Source organism: Idiomarina sp. 28-8, assembly GCF_000320945.2.
Classification (GTDB): Bacteria; Pseudomonadota; Gammaproteobacteria; order Enterobacterales; family Alteromonadaceae; genus Idiomarina; species Idiomarina loihiensis.
This window is the reverse complement of record NZ_DF266789.1, coordinates 451,941-469,348: the sequence shown is the minus strand read 5'-3', so window position 1 is coordinate 469,348 and position 17,408 is coordinate 451,941. Positions and strand designations below refer to the sequence as shown.

The window sequence follows — 17,408 nt, the reverse complement described above, 5'->3', positions numbered from 1 at the left end:
TTAGGCCGGGCTTTTTTATGCCTGCTCATAATTTTTCATCAAAATAGCTTATCAAAAGTAAGCGAAGGCTCGCTCAAGTATTGACATTCAAGACTAAAAAATGAACTATTGAGATAGATACTCAACTTATAGTCAGCCAATCAATTGAAATTACTCAGATACTTTTCTGTGTTCGTTTTTATGGGACTAAGCTGTTCTGCTACAGCACAGGTACCGGTCTATGTTGCTGCCTACGATTACCCTCCTTATTTTTCCGATGTACTGCAAACGGATCTTACCCGTGAACTGATAAGTTTGTTGAATGAGCATCAGGACAGCTACGAATTCCGCATTCAGGTGATTCCCCCTGCAAATCGTCATAAAGCCCTGAGTGTGAAAGGGTGCTGTGATGTTATATTCTTCGAATCGCCCCTTTGGGGTTGGGAAAAAAGTGGAGTAGGGTTTCAGCAAACAATGCCTTTAGTCAGAGGACAAGAGCGGCTGGTCGCCTTACAAAAAGCAGACAGAGACCAGACGTTTTTCGATACATACGATGGCAAAACTTTAGGTGGGGTTAAGGGCTATCATTACCTGTTAGGCGGAGAACTTCTGGCCTCAGATGAAGTTCAGGAAAAGTATACGACGTATTTGGCAGATTCCCGAATTATCAACTTGCAGATGATATTGGGCGGTCGAATCGACCTTACTATTATCAATGATGAACTGCTGGCTGCTTTAAAAGGCTCCAATCAAATTAAGGTAGACGGTTTATTGTTATCCGATAAGGTTAGTCTGGAATACAAGCTGCACTTACTTGTTGGCGATAATAAGAATATCAGCGCAGATACCTTACAAAGGTTGCTGCGGGAGCTTGGCCGACAGGGCGAGTTTGAAATATTATTTAGACGATTTAATATGGAGCGGTTTCAGATATATCGGCCGACAACAACACGTTAATAGACACTAAGCCCCAAACGGTTAGCTAGCTCGCGTACCATGTACATTCCACGGGCGCTGTTACCGTAGCTGTTTAATCTTGGGCTCCATGAGCAAATAACGCCAAAGTCAGGAACGACGGCAATCATCCCACCACCAACACCACTTTTAGCGGGAACACCTACGGTAAAAGCAAATTCGCCGCTTTGGTCGTACATACCGCTGGTTGATAGCAACGCATTAATGCGTTGAGAGTCTCGTTTCGACATAATTTTCTTTTTAGAAAAAGGACAAATTCCGTCATTTGCAAGAAACGTAAAAGAGCGAGCGAGATTTTCGCAGGACATGGTCAACGCACACTGCCAAAAATAATGATCTAATAGTTCATCAACTTCAGCATCAATATTACCGAAGCTTTTCATTAGGTGAGCAAGGGCCGCATTGCGATGGCCATGCTCTTTTTCTGACTGGTGAACAATGTTATCGGCGTAAACGTTGTCGTTGCCGCATAAGGTGCGCACCAAACTCAAAACCGCATTTTTACTGGCAGAGTAGCGGCTAACGAGTACGTCGCTAACAACAATAGCTCCGGCATTTATCATAGGGTTGCGCGGAATGCCTTTTTCCCACTCTAGCTGCACTATAGAATTAAAGGCCTGGCCTGAAGGCTCCATTTTAACTCTGTCCCACAAATCTTCTCCAAGGCGCTCCATTGCCAGCATAAGGCCAAAAATCTTCGAGATGGACTGGATAGAGAATTGCTCCTGGGTATCACCGACGTTAAATACCTCGCCGTCGAGGGTGGCCAGAGTGAGTCCGCAGAGCTCGGGGTCGACCTCTGCTAACGCCGGAATGTAATCAGCAACATGCCCCTCGGTGATCTTCATGGCCTGCTGATGAATCTCCTCCAGCAGGCTTTTGAGATCATCCGGGGCATGTATTTGCTGCCCGCCACTGACCAGATCACGCGTCAAGAGAATGCTCCGGATGCGTGATGGTGGACAGGCGGTCTTTTAATTCGTCAGACAGCTTCACAGAACGTTCCTGTTGAAAATCAAAGTACACCAATACCGTTTTACCTTTAGCGCACATTTTTTCTTTCTGCCAAATTTCGGTAGTGATATCAAACGAGCTGCCACCTAAGCGGCTGACGTAAGTATTCACCGTGACATGACCGCCAAAATAAATAGGTAAGAGGTAATCTACTTCCAGCCGCGCGACAATTAAGCTTTGTGTCTTCGGAGACATTTCTCCAAAGAACTCAAAAATAGGCAAACGTCCGGTTTCTATCCACCCCGGTATAACCGTGTTATTGACGTGTCCAAGGGCATCGGTTTCATAAAATCTTACTTTAAAGTCTTCCGTTAACATATTGCGTCCTTTTTATGACAGCTTAAGCATAGGTTTTAAGAAACGGGCCGTGTGTGAGCGCTCATTTTCACAGATATCTTCTGGTGTACCTTCGCAGAGGATTTCACCACCGCCAGAACCACCTTCAGGACCTAAGTCGATGATCCAGTCAGCGGTTTTTATCACGTCTAAGTTGTGCTCAATAACCACTACCGTGTTGCCGTGGTCACGCAGACGATGAATCACCGCCAGCAATTGCTTAATGTCGTGGAAATGCAGACCTGTGGTCGGTTCATCCAGAATGTATAAGGTTTTGCCAGTATCACGCTTGGACAACTCACGTGACAATTTGACCCGTTGCGCTTCACCACCGGAGAGTGTTGTCGCTGACTGGCCTAACCGGACGTAAGACAAGCCTACATCCATTAAGGTTTGCAACTTGCGTGCAATAGCCGGAACCGGGTCGAAGAATTCACGAGCGTCTTCAATGGTCATATCCAGCACTTCGTGAATATTCTTGCCTTTGTACTGTACTTCCAGCGTTTCGCGATTATAGCGCTGACCTTTACAAATATCGCAAGGAACATAAACGTCCGGCAAGAAGTGCATCTCAACTTTAATAACTCCGTCGCCCTGACAAGCTTCACAACGACCGCCGCGTACGTTAAAGCTAAAGCGACCAGGTTTGTAACCGCGGGCTCGTGATTCCGGCACACCTGCGAACAGTTCGCGAATTGGCGTGAAAATACCGGTGTAAGTGGCTGGGTTGGAGCGCGGCGTACGGCCTATTGGGCTCTGGTCAATATCCACCACTTTATCCAGCAGTTGCATGCCATCGACACTTTTGTACGGAGCCGGTTCGCCCGTTGTCGCGCCGTTCAGTTCACGATGCGCAATATGGAACAGCGTGTTGTTGACCAGTGTTGACTTACCTGAACCGGAAACTCCAGTCACACAGGTCATAATACCTAATGGCAAATTGAAATCGACATTCTTCAGATTGTTCCCGCTGGCTCCGTGAATGGTTAACCGGCGTTTATCTGGTTTGTGACGTTGCTTGGGAACTTCTATTTCTTTCCGGCCGGACAGGTAGTCGCCGGTTAGTGAATCTTCACTTCCGACAATATCTTCAACCTGACCCTGAGCAATGATTTCACCACCGTGTACGCCAGCACCAGGGCCAATATCAATAACGTGGTCGGCCTGACGAATTGCGTCTTCATCGTGTTCAACCACAATGACGGTATTACCCAAGTCACGCAGGTGAGTCAGAGTGTTTAACAGGCGTTCGTTGTCGCGCTGGTGCAAACCAATACTGGGCTCATCCAGTACGTACATAACACCAACCAGACCCGCACCAATTTGGCTGGCCAGACGAATACGCTGCGCCTCACCACCAGACAAGGTCTCTGCGCTGCGGGACAAACTTAAATAGTTAAGTCCCACGTTAACTAAAAAGCGTAGACGGTCATTAATCTCTTTCAGAATTTTTTCCGCAATTTGCGCGCGCTGACCTTCCAGACTCAGTTGCTGGAAGAACTCAAGTGCGTCGCCAATGGATTGCTCAACAACTTCCGGCAGGGTTGTGCCCTGAATAAACACATGACGAGCTTCTGTACGCAGGCGCGTACCACTGCAGCTTTTACAGGGTTGCGTCGCTACGTATTTGGACAACTCGTCGCGCACAGCCTGTGATTCAGTCTCACGGTAACGGCGCTGCATGTTAGGAATAATCCCCTCAAACGGATGCGCTCTGACAACCTTGTCGCCGCGGTCATTCATGTAAGTGAATTTTATTTCTTCCTTACCGCTGCCGAACAGAATCTTTTCGCGAATGTCGTCAGGCAATTCGTTGAACGGTTGCGACAATTTAAACTCGTAGTGCTTCGCCAGAGACTGCAGCATTTGATAGTAGTAGAAGTTGCGCTTGTCCCAGCCACGAATTGCGCCGCCTGTCAGCGACAGCTCAGCATTAACAACAACTTTGGCCGGATCAAAAAACTGCTCAACACCCAGACCGTCACAAGTAGTACAGGCACCGGCCGGATTGTTGAATGAGAACAATCGTGGCTCCAGTTCCTGCATGCTGTAACCGCAATGTGGGCAGGCAAAGTTAGCCGAGTACACTTCGGCATCACCGTCGCCGTCCATCGGCACGACTAAAGCCGTTCCGCCACTGAGTTCCAGTGCGGTCTCAAAAGATTCCGCCAGGCGCTGCTCCATGCCGTCGCGAACTTTAAAGCGGTCAACGACCACTTCAATGGTGTGCTTTTTCTGCAGCTCTAACGTGGGCGGATCGCTTAAATCGCAAATTTCACCGTCTATACGGGCGCGGATGTAGCCCTGCAAGGCGAGGTTTTCTAGCACTTTCAAGTGCTCGCCTTTACGGTTCTGAATAATAGGCGCAAGCAACATGCGCTTTTCGCCTTCAGGAGCTGCCAGCACGTTATCGACCATTTGCGATACGGTCTGTGCCGCCAGCGGCACGTCGTGAGTCGGACAACGCGGCTCGCCCACCCGGGCAAACATCAGACGTAAATAGTCGTAAATTTCCGTAATAGTACCGACCGTCGAACGCGGGTTATGCGATGTCGACTTCTGCTCAATTGATATAGCGGGTGATAGACCCTCGATACTGTCAACATCAGGCTTTTCCATCAGTGACAAAAACTGACGTGCATAGGCAGAGAGCGACTCAACATAGCGTCTCTGTCCCTCTGCATATAGGGTATCGAAAGCAAGTGATGACTTACCCGAACCGGATAAGCCGGTGATCACAATCAGCTTATTGCGGGGGATGGTCAGATTGAAATTTTTTAAGTTGTGCGTGCGCGCACCGCGTACTTCGATAGTATCCATAATTCCCGTCTGTTGTTCAGTAAATGACTGACGACAAAACGCTATTATCGCACAGTGTTAGGCATCTGGTACAATAACGGCATCATTTATCATGTTACTGATATAAAAGCAGTGAAATGACGCCGCAAAAATTAAATAAAACAGAGAAAAAAGCCGCTTTAGCACTAGCTTCCGTCTTTGGTATACGGATGTTAGGGCTGTTTTTGATCATGCCAGTTTTAGCGGTTTATGCACAAGACTACCCTGACTATTCCCCGCTTTGGGTCGGTATTGCTCTGGGTGCCTACGGCCTGACACAGGCACTGTTGCAAATTCCGTTAGGTATGCTGTCTGACCGCCTTGGCCGAAAGCCGGTTATTGTCGGTGGTTTGCTGGTCTTTATTCTAGGCAGTGCGGTGGCAGCTCAGGCTGATACTCTATTGGGTGTATCCATTGGTCGGGCGCTACAGGGGCTGGGCGCTATTGCGGCTGCTATTCTGGCATTGGCAGCTGACTTATCGCGTGACGAACAACGGCCGAAAGTGATGGCCACTATTGGTATGTGCATTGGCCTGGCGTTCGCTATTTCGCTGGTAGCCGGACCTTTATTGGGCAATATTATTGGGCTTTCGGGTTTGTTCTGGTTTACCGCCGCCAGTGGCGCTCTGGGCATTCTGGTGTTGTTGCTGAGCGTCCCCAAAGTGGTGACAACTTCTGCGAGGCGTGAATCCTTACCCGTGTTGTCAGAACTGGGGCATTTGCTTAAACACAAACAACTGTGGTGCCTGAACAGTGGTATTTTTGTATTACACGCTATTTTAACGGCATGGTTTGTGACTTTACCCATGCAACTGCAAAACGCAGGTTTTGAAAGTCAGACTCATGCCTGGTTTTACTTACCCACGCTGGCAGCGTCCATTTTGTTCATGGTGCCAATGATTATCAGCAGTTCGCGTAATAATAATTCTGTGCAGTGGTTGCGGTTTTCTATTATTACTTTAATTGTTGCGCTGCTAATTATTGCCATAGCGGGGCAAAACCCCTGGCTGCTGGTTGCTGCTCTGGTTATATTTTTCACTGGCTTTAACTTTATTGAGGCCAGTTTACCTTCGTTACTCACCCGAATTGCGCCAGCGGGAAGCAAAGGCAGTGCCAGCGGAATTTATTCAACAGGTCAGTTTTTAGGCTCTTTTGTTGGTGGGGTCGTAGGCGGCTCAGTCTTACAGTTTTTTGGGATATCTGGCGTTGTTGTTTTCTGCCTGATCTTGCTAGTATGTTGGTTGCTAATCAGTTTAGTCATGGTTAACCCCGCAGGTGTCACCAGTGTCTCGTTATCATTGCCCGGGTTAACTGAAAGCAAGGCTACCAAGCTAAGTGAGCAGTTACTTACCGTAACCGGCGTTACGGAAGCAAGATGGGTTGAAGAAGATCAGGCCACTTATTTAAAAGTTGATAAAAAACATTACGATGAAAAGGCGGTTAATCAGTTGCTTAAAGAAGCATCGGTCGCTTAATAATTTGAAGCAGTTGTAACGCGTACAAGGAACAGGAGAATCTAATGGCCAGTCGCGGTGTAAATAAAGTAATTTTAATTGGTAACTTGGGCGCTGACCCAGAGGTTCGTTATACCCAAAACAGCACAGCGATAGCCAACCTGTCGATTGCTACCAGCGAAACCTGGAAAGACAAGCAAACAGGCGAACCGCGCGAACAAACCGAATGGCACCGTTGTGTGGCTTATCGTCGCTTAGCTGAAATTGCCGGTGAGTACCTGAAAAAGGGCTCTAAAGTTTATGTTGAAGGGCGTTTGCAAACGCGTAAATGGACAGGCCAGGACAACGTAGAGCGTTACACGACAGAAGTGGTCATTAACGAAATGCAAATGCTGGATTCTCGTGGCGGCCCGCAGGGTGGTGCTCCACAACAAGGCCAGGGTTTTGGTGGCGGTCAGCAGCAAGGCGGTGGTTACGGTGGTGGTCAACCACAACAGCAATCACAGCAACAACAGCGTCCTGCGCCTCAGCCAGCGCAGCAGCAAAATCAACAGTCACAACAAAAACCGGCAGAACCCGCGCCGTTTTCACCTGACAATGATTTTGATGACGATATTCCGTTCTAGTTTGCCGAGTATAGGATTTACCCGCTCGGGTATCTGTATCATGTGAAAAAAGCCCCTTTTGCAGGGGCTTTTTTTGTATCTAATTTTTAGTTCAAACCTATCGCTATTTTCATTTTAGTTAGCACGCTAAGTTTGTTATTATACTTAGCGTGCTAACTAAAGAGGTTGCTATGACATTAACACAAGAACAGCTCAGACAGTTATCTGTACCTGAACGACTCGGTCGCGTTGCGCGTCAGTGGCAGGCTATTGCGGATAAGGAACTGGCGCCGCTGGGGTTAACCTACCCGCGCTGGAGTGCTATGTGGAAACTGGCACGTATTGGAGATGGTGTCAGCCAAAAGCAGCTTGCGGAAGCGCTTGAGCTAGAACTTGGTTCACTCATGCGCACGCTCGCGCAACTGGAAGAGCAAGAGTTGATTACGCGCGAAGCAAGCCCGGACGACGGCCGTGCTAAGCAGGTGTTTTTGACGAAGTCAGGTCATGCGCTGGTTAAAAAAATGGAAGCGAAAATTCTAAAAGTACGAAGGGCGTTGCTGGCCAATATCGAAGACGAAGAAATTGAAACGGTTAAGAAGGTTCTGGCGATGATTTCATACAATGCGAATCACATGTCTGAAGCTCAGAAGCTTGACCAAAATAATGAGGAAAAAGTATGACCGCAGACGAAAAGTTTGCCCGTTGGGTTAAGCGGGCATTGGTGCTATTTGTGCTCGTATTTGCCTATTTTCTGTGGGCCGACTTGAGCCTGCCGCTAACCCCGCAGGCAATGGTGACCCGGGTGGTGACTCAAGTTGCACCGCAGGTGAATGGTACGGTAGAGAAAGTCTTGGTTAATAATAACCAGTATGTTGAAGAGGGCGAGCCACTATTTGAAATTGACCCGCGACCTTATCAACTGCAATTACAGCAATCAGAGCTGGCACTGGCTCAGGCGCAACAGTCAAACCAACAGTTTGATGCCCAAATTCGAACTGCTCGGGCAAAGTTAAAGTCAGCACAGGCAAAAGCTCAAGAGCTCAGCCGTGAGGCGCGGCGCATTAAAGATCTGGTAGAAGACGGTAGTTCGTCGCAACAGGCATATGACCGTGCGCAGAGCAGTAAGCTAGAGGCCCTGGCAAATGTTGAAGCCGCCCAGTCGCAACTACAGAGTCTAGAAGTGCAACGAGGTGCCGAGGACGATGCAAACAACTTACTTATTCAACAAGCTGAAAATGCGATAGAAACAGCGAAGCTTAACTTAAGCTACACCACCGTGCGTGCGAAACATGCCGGACGTGTCGGTAATCTAAAGCTCAGCGAAGGCGCTTATGCCCGTCAAGGCTCGCCGCTAATGGCGCTGGTATCACCCAATGCCGACATTGTCGCCGATTTTCGTGAGAAGAATTTACGGCACATAAAGTCCGGGCAGCAGGCTCTGGTGGTATTTGATGCTGAACCCGGCACGCTTTATGAGGTGAAAGTGGAGAGCATTGATGCCGGTGTCAACGCAGGTCAGTTAAGTGCCGACGGAGCCTTAGCAGCACCGGTTAACTCTAACCGTTGGGTGCGAGACGCGCAGCGACTTCGGGTTCACCTGAGTTTAGCAGAACAACCGGATTCAGAGCGCCCGGCCGGAGCGAAGGCCACGGTACAGATAGTTCCTGAAGGAAGCGTCAAAGCTGCTATCGCGAAAGCGCAAATCCGGTTGCTGGGCTGGTTACACTACATTTATTGATCAGGAAGGAACTATGGCAACTTCAGTCTTGAGTGAAAACGGCCTACGGCAATGCTTACGAATCGCCTTTGGTGGCTCCATCGGTTTTCTGGTCACGGCACTGTTTGACTTGTCTTATGGCGTGTTTTTTACCGTATTACCAATGCTGCTATTGGGGTTAGTGCCAATGATAAACCGGCAGGTCGCCAGGCAAATACTTGCGGCGTCGATTATGTGCGGACTGGAAGTGGGTATTCTGGCGCAGATACTGGGCGGGCATTCAGTATTAATGACAATGGTCGCCTTTGTCTTATTTCTGTATAGGTTTGCTTTTATGGCGCGCGGCACGGCGTTCCTGTTCGGCGCAAATGGTGTACTGATGTTGAGTATTATGCTGCATTACGCCAGTTATCCGGGCACCGACGTTAATAACTTAATAGCCAGTAACTTCTTTGCGTCGATACTGGCAATAGCCATTGCCTTTGTTATGCATGCGATTATACCCAATAAAGAACATAACGCGGCACCATCGCCTTTGCCGGACAAGTCACCTAACCGCGTGCGCCATGAAGCTATTTTGGGCGCTACGGTGACAACCCTGTCGTTTTTGGTGTTTCAGCTGTTCGATTTGCAGGATTCTATTTCTGCGCAGGCCACTACTATTTTGGTGCTATTTCCCATGAACTGGAACGGGGCATTAACTTACGCGCGCAAGCGAGCGGCAGGGACTCTAATTGGTGTTATGTTTGGTCTAGGTGCTCAGGTTCTACTTTACGGCTGGTATGACATACTGTGGTTGATTGTGCCGTTGTTCTGGCTTGGGGTGATGTTGTTTGCCCGCATTCATGTACTTGAAGCTTCGGGAGCCGGAGTGGGTTTTGGGGCAATGACCACTATGGGCATTCTTTTCGGTCAGTATTTATCGCCGGCACAAGACTTGGTGTATTCCGGTCTTTACCGTTTGAGCAGCACCTTTGTCGCAATTATTGCGGCTATGATGGTGTGCTATTTGGTACACAAACTCTTGAATCAGTTTGCGGGAACGCGATTTGGCGCTGCTTAAAATTGATACCCATAGTGCCTGGAAGAGCATGCAGCCACTTAATCAGCTGCATGCTTGTCTAAAATATCTAAACTCGAACGGTTTTTTACTTAGCTTGCGTCGTTTAACCCAAACTGTTTAACCACTTTGTCAAAATACTCCAGGTTTTGCTTAGCGTAATCGCGTTTTTCTACATAGCGACCCGGGAAGAAGTTTTTCTTAAAGCCGTAGGCGACAATGTCTTTCAGGCGCTTCAGCGAAATATCAAAATTATCCACAGCTAACTGATATTCGTTGCTGACCGTGGTACGAGAAACCAAACGGTTATCGGTACAAATAATGGTAGCTAAGCGGTTATCCAGCATATGCTGGAAATTGTGGTTTTTAATGTCGCCAATATCGGGATTAGTTTGCAGGTTACTGGTCAGGCAAACTTCAACGGCAATACGACGGTCAGCAATATAAGAGGCCAGGCTTTCACCATAAGCTTTTGGGTCTTCAATAGACGGGTCCTGAGTCATTTCAGGAGAGAATAAGGAATAACCATGACCTAAGCGGTCGGCATGGCACTTGGTTAACGCCTCAAAAATGCTCTCAGCGCCGTAAGCTTCTCCGGCATGTACGGTTTTCAGCAGAAAGTTCTCGTGCGCGTATTCGTACACTTCTTTGAACTCGCCTGCCGGGTAACCAATTTCCTGACCGGCAATATCCAGCCCGACAATTGGCATGCCTTCTTCGTCACGCATACGAACGCTGGCGCGAACTAAGTCCATTGCGGCCGTTTTAATAACCTGCATAGGTTCAAAGTCACGCATTAACTGAAACATTTGTGTGTAATAAGGGGAGAACCCTTTTTTACCAAACATCCGCATGGCGCAGTTGATAATGCCGTAGTCAAATGGTGGCTTATCGCCGTTTTTAACGTCTGCGCGGTTGTTGTACTCTTTCTTTGCGCGCAAAAGTCCGTCGTTTACTACGTGCATTATGGTGTCAAAAGTAACCCCTTTACCCGGGTCCATGAGTAGCTGAGGAGCAAAGCGTACCTCAATGTAGTTCACCCCTTCGTTTTGATTATCGACGGCTAATTCATAAGAAGCTTGTTCCAGGTTTTCTAAATCACGCAAAGCGGCGCAGGTATACTGAAACCCATTTAGGTATTCACCCAAATTGTTGTAATGCGATTTAAACACCAGATCAAACAGGCCTTCTTCGGTATAGCTTGGAAGTTCGATATCAGCGCGCTTAGCCATATCAATTAAGCTGCTGGCACGAAGGCTGCCATCAAGGTGCAAGTGCAAGTCAGCTTTAGGAATGGCTTTGATAAATTCGGGGGAATATTGCATAGAGAACTCCTGCCTTAAGGTTGCTTTGTCCCATAATGCCATAAAATCGTGCTAATCTCTGCCAGGATCTGACCACATTAACTTAAAAAAAATAGAACAAAATGGCTTCTTTATATTTCACTTACTCGGCAATGAATGCAGGCAAAAGTACGTCGTTATTGCAAGTGGCGCACAATTACGAAGAGCGCCAACAACATGTCCTGCTAATGACGCCGGCTTTAGATGATCGGGCAGGTAAAGGACGTATTGCTTCCCGATTAGGAATTGGTCGCGATGCGGTGTCTTTCACCCACCGGACAGATTTAGCTGCCGTAGTCCGGGCTCGCTACATGCAACAGGCAATTGACTGTGTGTTAATTGATGAGGCGCAGTTTTTAAGTGAAGAGCAGGTGTGGCAACTGTCCAGTCTGGCTGACACCGACAATATTCCGGTAATGTGTTACGGCATCCGCACCGACGCTTTTGGCAACGCCTTTCCGGGTAGTGCGGTGTTGTTGGCTATAGCCGACAAACTGGTGGAAATGAAAACCATCTGCCACTGCGGTCGCAAAGCGACCATGTCATTGCGGGTTGACGAACAGGGCAATGCGATACGCATGGGGCAGCAAATAGCTATTGGTGGCAATGATCGTTACGTTTCCTGTTGTCGTAAACACTGGAAAGAAGCCATGGGGCTGCGCTAAAACGGTCAAATAGAGTACGGAATATGGGTTTTAGCGAAGGCACTTGATGGTATACTGAGTTTCTCATTTTTTAGCCAGAAGTGACTATGCAAAGCTTAACAATTCCAAGACCTGATGACTGGCACCTGCATTTACGCGATGGTGCAATGTTACAAACTACCGTACCTGCAACCGCAGCAGTGTTTCATCGTGCTGTGGTTATGCCAAACCTGGTACCCCCGGTAACAACCGTAGCGGCCGCTATGGAGTATCGCGAGAGAATTTTGGCCGAAATTCCCGCTGGTATGAGTTTTCACCCGCTTATGGCTCTGTATCTCACGGCAGACACGACTCCAGAAGAAATTGCTGAAGCTGCTGCGAACGAGCATGTTATTGGCTTCAAGCTATACCCGTCAGGAGCCACCACAAATTCTGCCGCTGGTGTAAAATCGGTAGAAGCTCTGGCTCCGGTGCTGGCTGCTATGCAGGAGCATCAGGTGCCTTTGCTGGTGCATGGTGAAGTAACCGACAGCGACGTTGATATCTTTGACCGCGAAAGAGTCTTTATTGAGCGGCATTTAATTCCGATAACCGAGCGCTTCCCGCAATTAAAGCTGGTGCTGGAGCACATTACCACCGCCGACGCGGTTAAGTTTGTCGAAAATGCCAACAGTAATGTTGCAGCCACAATGACCCCGCAACACTTACTGATGAACCGCAACGACTTGCTGGTCGGTGGTATTCGTCCACATAATTACTGCCTGCCAATTTTAAAACGTCAGTCACACCAGCAGGCCTTGCAGCAGGCGGCCTTATCCGGTAACCCTAAGTTTTTCCTCGGAACTGACTCAGCTCCGCATGTGCAGGCAAGTAAAGAGACTGCCTGTGGTTGTGCCGGTTGTTATTCAGCTCCGGCTGCAATTGAGCTTTATGCCGAGTTTTTTAGTCAGCATAACGCGCTGGATAAACTGGCAAATTTTGCCAGTGTTTTTGGAGCTGATTTTTATCAGTTACCCCGCAACACGGAGACCATTGAACTGGTTCAACAACCATGGACTGTTGCTGAAACGGTAGACACGGCAACAGGGCCTATGGTGCCTTATTGGGCAGGGTCTGATTTGCAATGGAAACTGCGCGGCTAGCCATTAAAGTTGTAGTGCGACAAATGGGTTATGACGAAGATCATAAACTGTAGCGAACCCGCGCTTTTTCTGATGAGCTTTGCAAAGTTTCTGTTAACATGGTTGAAAATAAAATAAAGGATGTTGTTGAGTGCTAGGATTTTCAAAGCAAAAACAAAATGATCACCGTATTTGCTTTCAAATAACGCAAAACAGCGTCCGTCTTCTCGTTGCTAAAGGCTCTGCTAACGCCCCCGAATTGATCGTTAATGACTACGAGCCAGTGCAGCGAGGTTCGTTACTTAAGCACGCGGATACCCTTTTGGGTAAATATTCCCGCTTGTCGTTAAAGCATGCGCAAGTCACCCTGGTGTTGGGAACGGACTTATACGAGTCGGTTCAGGTGGATAGGCCCATGCTGGATCCGGAAGAAATTTCGGAAAGCTTAAAATACAGTTTAAGCGACTTAGTGTCCTTTGCGGCTGATGAAATCATTGCCGACTATTATGAGTTTCCGGAGCAACCATCCGGTCAGGATAAAGTGGTTGCGGTTGCGGCGAATAAAAACGATTTAATGCCCTGGGTTGAGCTATTCAGTGAACATGACCTGAGCTTAACGGATATCGCCATTACTGAACTGACGTTACCGCGGTTAGCTGAAACTCAGAACCACGCTGAACTCACTTTATACCAAAATCCTGCTGGTAATTACCTTGCACAAATTAATACCCCCAAAGGGCTTATGTTTACTCGCTTGCTGCGCGGTGTGACCGATGTGTCTAAATACATAGAGAGCGAAATAGCAGCTGGTGCTTTAGAACCTTTGGCAACAGAGCTACAGCGCTCGGTCGATTATTTCGAAAGCCATTTGCGACAGGCCCCTATTAGTCGAATTATTCTCGCCGTAGAACATATGACGCCGGCGTCCCTTGAAAAGAGCCTGGCTGAGCTGTTAGCAGTAGAGTGCACTATGTATCAGTACCCGCAATGGTCCGCTGACTTACGCGAGGGCGACTACTCCGATCTTGCCGGTTTAGGTGCGTTAGTTGAGAGCGATTTATGAAGCAATGGGTAAATCTGTACCGCAGTGAGCTGAAGCCGGTAAAGCAGAGGCTCACACTAACAAAGGTAAGCTCTGTTTTGGGTGTTTGGCTGGCGCTGTTGCTCGTTGTGGTAGGTGTTACTCAGTGGCAAAAGGCAACAGTTGTGCAAAAGAATGAACAATTGTCAGCTACTCTGACTAAGCTCAATAATGACCTGGAGAGCAGTCGCGAGAGAATGTCCCGGCGGCAGCCAAGCCCGCAACTGCAGGCAGAAAAAGAGCAGTTGCAACAAGAATTGCAGGACGCCAGAAGTTTCAGTCAGCAAATTGCAGAGTTTCGGCAAAACCAGTCTTCATCCGTTAGTGAGTTTTTACAGGAACTTGCAGATATCACCCCGGAAGACATTTGGCTAACCGATTTTTCAATGTCTGGTGAAAATATCCGTTTACACGGGCAAGCGCTAAACAGTGAAGCCTTAGTGCTGTGGATGGATAAATTTGGTCAGTCGAGCTTACTGGCTAATAAGCGTTTTTCGGTTGTAGAACTTAAACGCAGTGAGCAGGGTTATCAGCAGTTTTTGCTGCAAAGCGTCAGAAGCAGCGAGGGCGAATCAAACAATGAATAACTGGTGGTTACGCGCACAAGAAACCTTTAACTCTATGCCCGGGCGACAGCGAGCATTGTTGTCTCTGGCCGGTTTTTTAATTATTACCCTGCCACTTATGAGTTACGTTATTTCCCCAACGCTGGATCAGAGTAAAGCGCTTTCTGTGGAAAATGCCCGTATTGCTTCTCAAATAGAGCAGTCCGAGCAATTAGAGCAGGACTTGCAGGCGCAGTTAGCTAACGATATTGATGCTCCGCTCAGGGCTGAAATTAAGCAGTTGAAGCAGCGGTTAACTCAGGCAAAAGGCGATTTTTCGGGAAGCCAGGTTTTATTGCCCGCACAACAACGAAAGCAGTTTCTAAACAGTGTGTTACGTCATGCCTCGGAACTGGGAATGGATAGTTTAGAAGCTAAAGAGCCGACCGTCGTATTTGAAACCGGGTCTATTAAACTCTATCAGCATGCTGTGCAGGCGGAATTTACCGGACGCTTTTTCGCGGTATCCGACTTTGTGGATACGCTGCAAAAAGAATACCCGAATGTCCAGTGGGCCCGCTTTGACTATCAGGTAGGCGACTACCCGACAGCGAAAGTTACGATAGTCTGGTATCTGCTAAGTACGGATAAGGAGTTTATCAGTGCTTAAAGGAATTGCGTTGTTATTACTTATGGTCTCGGTATCAGCTTTTTCGCAAGAGCGGGATCCTACCCAGCCGCCGTTTACAGTAAGTCAGCCCACAGTAGAAATGGATAGTTGGGGACAGAATATGAAGCTGTCTCAAATTTATTATTCAGAACAGAGGCAATTAGCTCGTATTAACGGCGAATGGGTTAAGCCTGGTGAAAATATTGATGGATTTCGGGTTAACTCAGTTAATCCAAACAGCGTTATTTTAGAGAAGAACAACGAAAGAGTAGAGATTACTTTGTTTAAGCCGATAAAACAGAACGAGAAAGGCAATCCGGGGGCGGTACAATGAAGAAAGTTGCAGCAGGAGCGTTATTGTTGGCACTGAGCGGCTGTGCTTATCAACCGAGCTATTCTCCAGATGAAGCCAATAAAGCAATGAAACCCGAAGCTTCTGAGAAGAAAAAAGCAGAGGCTAAAAAAGAGTTGCCTGCAGAAGTCAGTAACTTTTTAAATCAGACGGTGAATAAAGAACAGGAAGATGGACTCGCCTTACTCGAGGAACCCCGGTTTGTGCTGCAGGCAGATGATGTCGACGCTAAAGCTTTCTTTTACGGGTTAGCGGCGGATTCTCCTTATAATATTCTTGTACACCCCAATGTCAGTGGTGAAATCTCGTTAAGTCTGAAAGACGTGACCTTAGACGAAACGCTGGATGCCGTGCAGGACATGTACGGTTTTGAAGTTCGTCGTGCTGGACGTACTATTCAAATATACCCTGCCGGAGTAAGAACTCAGACGTTCTCACTGGATTACTTGTCGCTTCGCCGCTTTGGTGTTTCACAGACTGAAATTTCAGGTGGTGGTGTGAGTGAAGAACGTAACCAGGGCTCGCGGAATAACTCCGGAAGCCGCAATAGCAATACTCGTTCCGAAGGAACTCCTCTGCTTGGTAATAACGATGGCGAGTACCGTCGAGAGAGTGAGCAGAATCAGTTGCAAGGCAACGGTTCCAGTATTAATACCCAGTCAGAAACTGACTTATGGGGCGGCCTGAAGGACGTTATTGAAGGTATTATTGGTGGTGGTAATGTGGTGCTTTCACCGCAGGCGGGTATTGTCAGCGTTACAGCTTCGCCGAGTAAACTTCGTGCTGTTGGCGATTTTATTTCCGTGCTGGAGTCTCGCTTACAGCGTCAGGTTATTCTGGAAGCCCGTATTATTGAAGTGACCCTGAACGACGGTTATCAACAAGGAATAAACTGGAGTGATTTATACAATGGTAAGGCTGGCTGGGGAGTAGGGGTCGGTGTAGGATTTGATGGGACAGATCCGCTTCCTGCTGCTTCAACTATAGGTGGTCTATTCGGGTTAACGTATAGTGATGAAAGCAATAACTTTTCCGGCATGATTGAAATGCTGCAAACCCAAGGCACTGTGCAAGTATTGTCTAACCCCCGTGTTAGTGCGTCGAACAATCAGAAAGCAGTGATAAAAATTGGTGAGGATTCTTATTACGTAACTAACGTAGATTCCACAACTAACTTTGGAGGTGGGAATAGCGGAGCCGTATCCAGCTCCAATGTTGACTTAACGCCATTCTTCTCGGGTATTTCATTAGATGTAACGCCACAAATTAGTGATGACGGTGAAGTAATTCTGCACGTTCACCCATCGGTGGTAGAAACCGAAGAACAACAAAAAGTGATTACCTTAACAGAAGGTGAACTTGTGTTGCCGCTGGCTCGTAGCAATATTCGTGAGTCAGACACCATAGTAAAAGCTCGCAACGGTGAAATTGTGGTGCTGGGTGGTTTAATGCAAACCACCAACTCTGAAGAAGTGGGCAAAGTTCCGTTACTGGGTGACATCCCGTTGTTGGGCGAATTATTTACTAACCGTCGCAACCGCCAGGAAAAGAAAGAGCTGGTTATATTACTGAAACCGACTGTGGTGGGTGTTGATACCTGGCGCGATGAACTGAAACGATCTCGCGAACTGCTGCAAGAATGGTTCCCGGATATAGAGCAATAACTAAGGTAGT

The 17,408-nt window shown here is 47.8% G+C and carries 17 protein-coding genes; 13 read left to right on the top strand and 4 right to left on the bottom strand.

The features are described from left to right. The first annotated feature begins 180 nt into the window (after nucleotides 1–180). Complete coding sequence (locus RJ32_RS02350; RefSeq protein WP_051018715.1) at nucleotides 181–936, top strand: ABC transporter substrate-binding protein; 756 nt, start codon at nucleotides 181–183, stop codon at nucleotides 934–936. On the opposite strand, the gene glsA is transcribed toward RJ32_RS02350, so the two are convergent. The 3 genes from glsA to uvrA are packed head-to-tail and all read right to left on the bottom strand — an operon-like array spanning nucleotide 933 to nucleotide 5,124. Continuing rightward, nucleotides 933–1,889 (bottom strand): glutaminase A, encoded by a 957-nt coding sequence (gene glsA / locus RJ32_RS02345; RefSeq protein ID WP_011233613.1) that lies wholly within the window; start codon nucleotides 1,887–1,889, stop codon nucleotides 933–935. The genes RJ32_RS02350 and glsA overlap by 4 nt on opposite strands. Beyond that, nucleotides 1,879–2,286: a thioesterase family protein gene (locus RJ32_RS02340; RefSeq protein ID WP_034818742.1), complete on the bottom strand. Its 408-nt coding sequence runs from the start codon at nucleotides 2,284–2,286 to the stop codon at nucleotides 1,879–1,881. The genes glsA and RJ32_RS02340 overlap by 11 nt, the downstream gene beginning before the upstream one ends. A gap of 12 nt (nucleotides 2,287–2,298) precedes the next feature. After that, entirely contained in the window at nucleotides 2,299–5,124 is a 2,826-nt protein-coding gene (gene uvrA / locus RJ32_RS02335; RefSeq protein WP_034818732.1) for an excinuclease ABC subunit UvrA, read from the bottom strand. A 116-nt stretch (nucleotides 5,125–5,240) separates the two neighbouring features. On the opposite strand from uvrA, the gene RJ32_RS02330 reads away from it, so the two are divergent. From RJ32_RS02330 to RJ32_RS02310, 5 genes are all read left to right on the top strand, one after another. Next, entirely contained in the window at nucleotides 5,241–6,617 is a 1,377-nt protein-coding gene (locus RJ32_RS02330) for an MFS transporter (RefSeq protein WP_034818730.1), read from the top strand. A 44-nt stretch (nucleotides 6,618–6,661) separates the two neighbouring features. Further along, a complete protein-coding gene (gene ssb, locus RJ32_RS02325; protein WP_011233617.1) occupies nucleotides 6,662–7,222 on the top strand; it encodes a single-stranded DNA-binding protein in 561 nt (186 codons plus the stop codon). 170 nt (nucleotides 7,223–7,392) lie between these two features. Further along, nucleotides 7,393–7,881 (top strand): MarR family transcriptional regulator, encoded by a 489-nt coding sequence (locus tag RJ32_RS02320; protein ID WP_034818727.1) that lies wholly within the window; start codon nucleotides 7,393–7,395, stop codon nucleotides 7,879–7,881. Continuing rightward, nucleotides 7,878–8,939, top strand: coding sequence for an HlyD family secretion protein (locus RJ32_RS02315; RefSeq protein ID WP_034818725.1), 1,062 nt, complete (start codon nucleotides 7,878–7,880; stop codon nucleotides 8,937–8,939). Before RJ32_RS02320 ends, RJ32_RS02315 begins: the two co-directional genes overlap by 4 nt. 13 nt (nucleotides 8,940–8,952) lie before the next feature. Next, nucleotides 8,953–9,981, top strand: coding sequence for a DUF2955 domain-containing protein (locus RJ32_RS02310; RefSeq protein ID WP_034818722.1), 1,029 nt, complete (start codon nucleotides 8,953–8,955; stop codon nucleotides 9,979–9,981). Between the two features lie 89 nt (nucleotides 9,982–10,070). Here RJ32_RS02310 and RJ32_RS02305 read toward each other — a convergent pair whose 3' ends face one another. Next, the gene (locus tag RJ32_RS02305; RefSeq protein WP_034818721.1) at nucleotides 10,071–11,303 is read right to left on the bottom strand and encodes an adenosine deaminase family protein; all 1,233 of its coding nucleotides are present in this window, start codon (nucleotides 11,301–11,303) and stop codon (nucleotides 10,071–10,073) included. 101 nt (nucleotides 11,304–11,404) lie between these two features. Here RJ32_RS02305 and RJ32_RS02300 point away from each other — a divergent pair, with 101 nt between their 5' ends. From RJ32_RS02300 to mshL, 7 genes are all read left to right on the top strand, one after another. Beyond that, entirely contained in the window at nucleotides 11,405–11,986 is a 582-nt protein-coding gene (locus RJ32_RS02300; protein WP_011233622.1) for a thymidine kinase, read from the top strand. A gap of 86 nt (nucleotides 11,987–12,072) precedes the next feature. Next, nucleotides 12,073–13,107: a dihydroorotase gene (gene pyrC / locus RJ32_RS02295; RefSeq protein WP_034818719.1), complete on the top strand. Its 1,035-nt coding sequence runs from the start codon at nucleotides 12,073–12,075 to the stop codon at nucleotides 13,105–13,107. Nucleotides 13,108–13,237: 130 nt separating this feature from the next. Continuing rightward, nucleotides 13,238–14,149: a hypothetical protein gene (locus RJ32_RS02290; RefSeq protein WP_034818717.1), complete on the top strand. Its 912-nt coding sequence runs from the start codon at nucleotides 13,238–13,240 to the stop codon at nucleotides 14,147–14,149. After that, nucleotides 14,146–14,754: a PilN domain-containing protein gene (locus RJ32_RS02285; RefSeq protein ID WP_034818715.1), complete on the top strand. Its 609-nt coding sequence runs from the start codon at nucleotides 14,146–14,148 to the stop codon at nucleotides 14,752–14,754. Before RJ32_RS02290 ends, RJ32_RS02285 begins: the two co-directional genes overlap by 4 nt. Further along, on the top strand, nucleotides 14,747–15,382 hold the full coding sequence (locus RJ32_RS02280) for a hypothetical protein (RefSeq protein ID WP_034818713.1): 636 nt from the start codon (nucleotides 14,747–14,749) through the stop codon (nucleotides 15,380–15,382). The genes RJ32_RS02285 and RJ32_RS02280 overlap by 8 nt, the downstream gene beginning before the upstream one ends. Then, the gene (locus RJ32_RS02275; RefSeq protein ID WP_034818710.1) at nucleotides 15,375–15,716 is read left to right on the top strand and encodes a general secretion pathway protein GspB; all 342 of its coding nucleotides are present in this window, start codon (nucleotides 15,375–15,377) and stop codon (nucleotides 15,714–15,716) included. The genes RJ32_RS02280 and RJ32_RS02275 overlap by 8 nt, the downstream gene beginning before the upstream one ends. After that, nucleotides 15,713–17,398, top strand: a complete 1,686-nt coding sequence (gene mshL / locus RJ32_RS02270; protein ID WP_034818708.1) for a pilus (MSHA type) biogenesis protein MshL — start codon at nucleotides 15,713–15,715, stop codon at nucleotides 17,396–17,398. Before RJ32_RS02275 ends, mshL begins: the two co-directional genes overlap by 4 nt. Nucleotides 17,399–17,408: the final 10 nt, after the last annotated feature.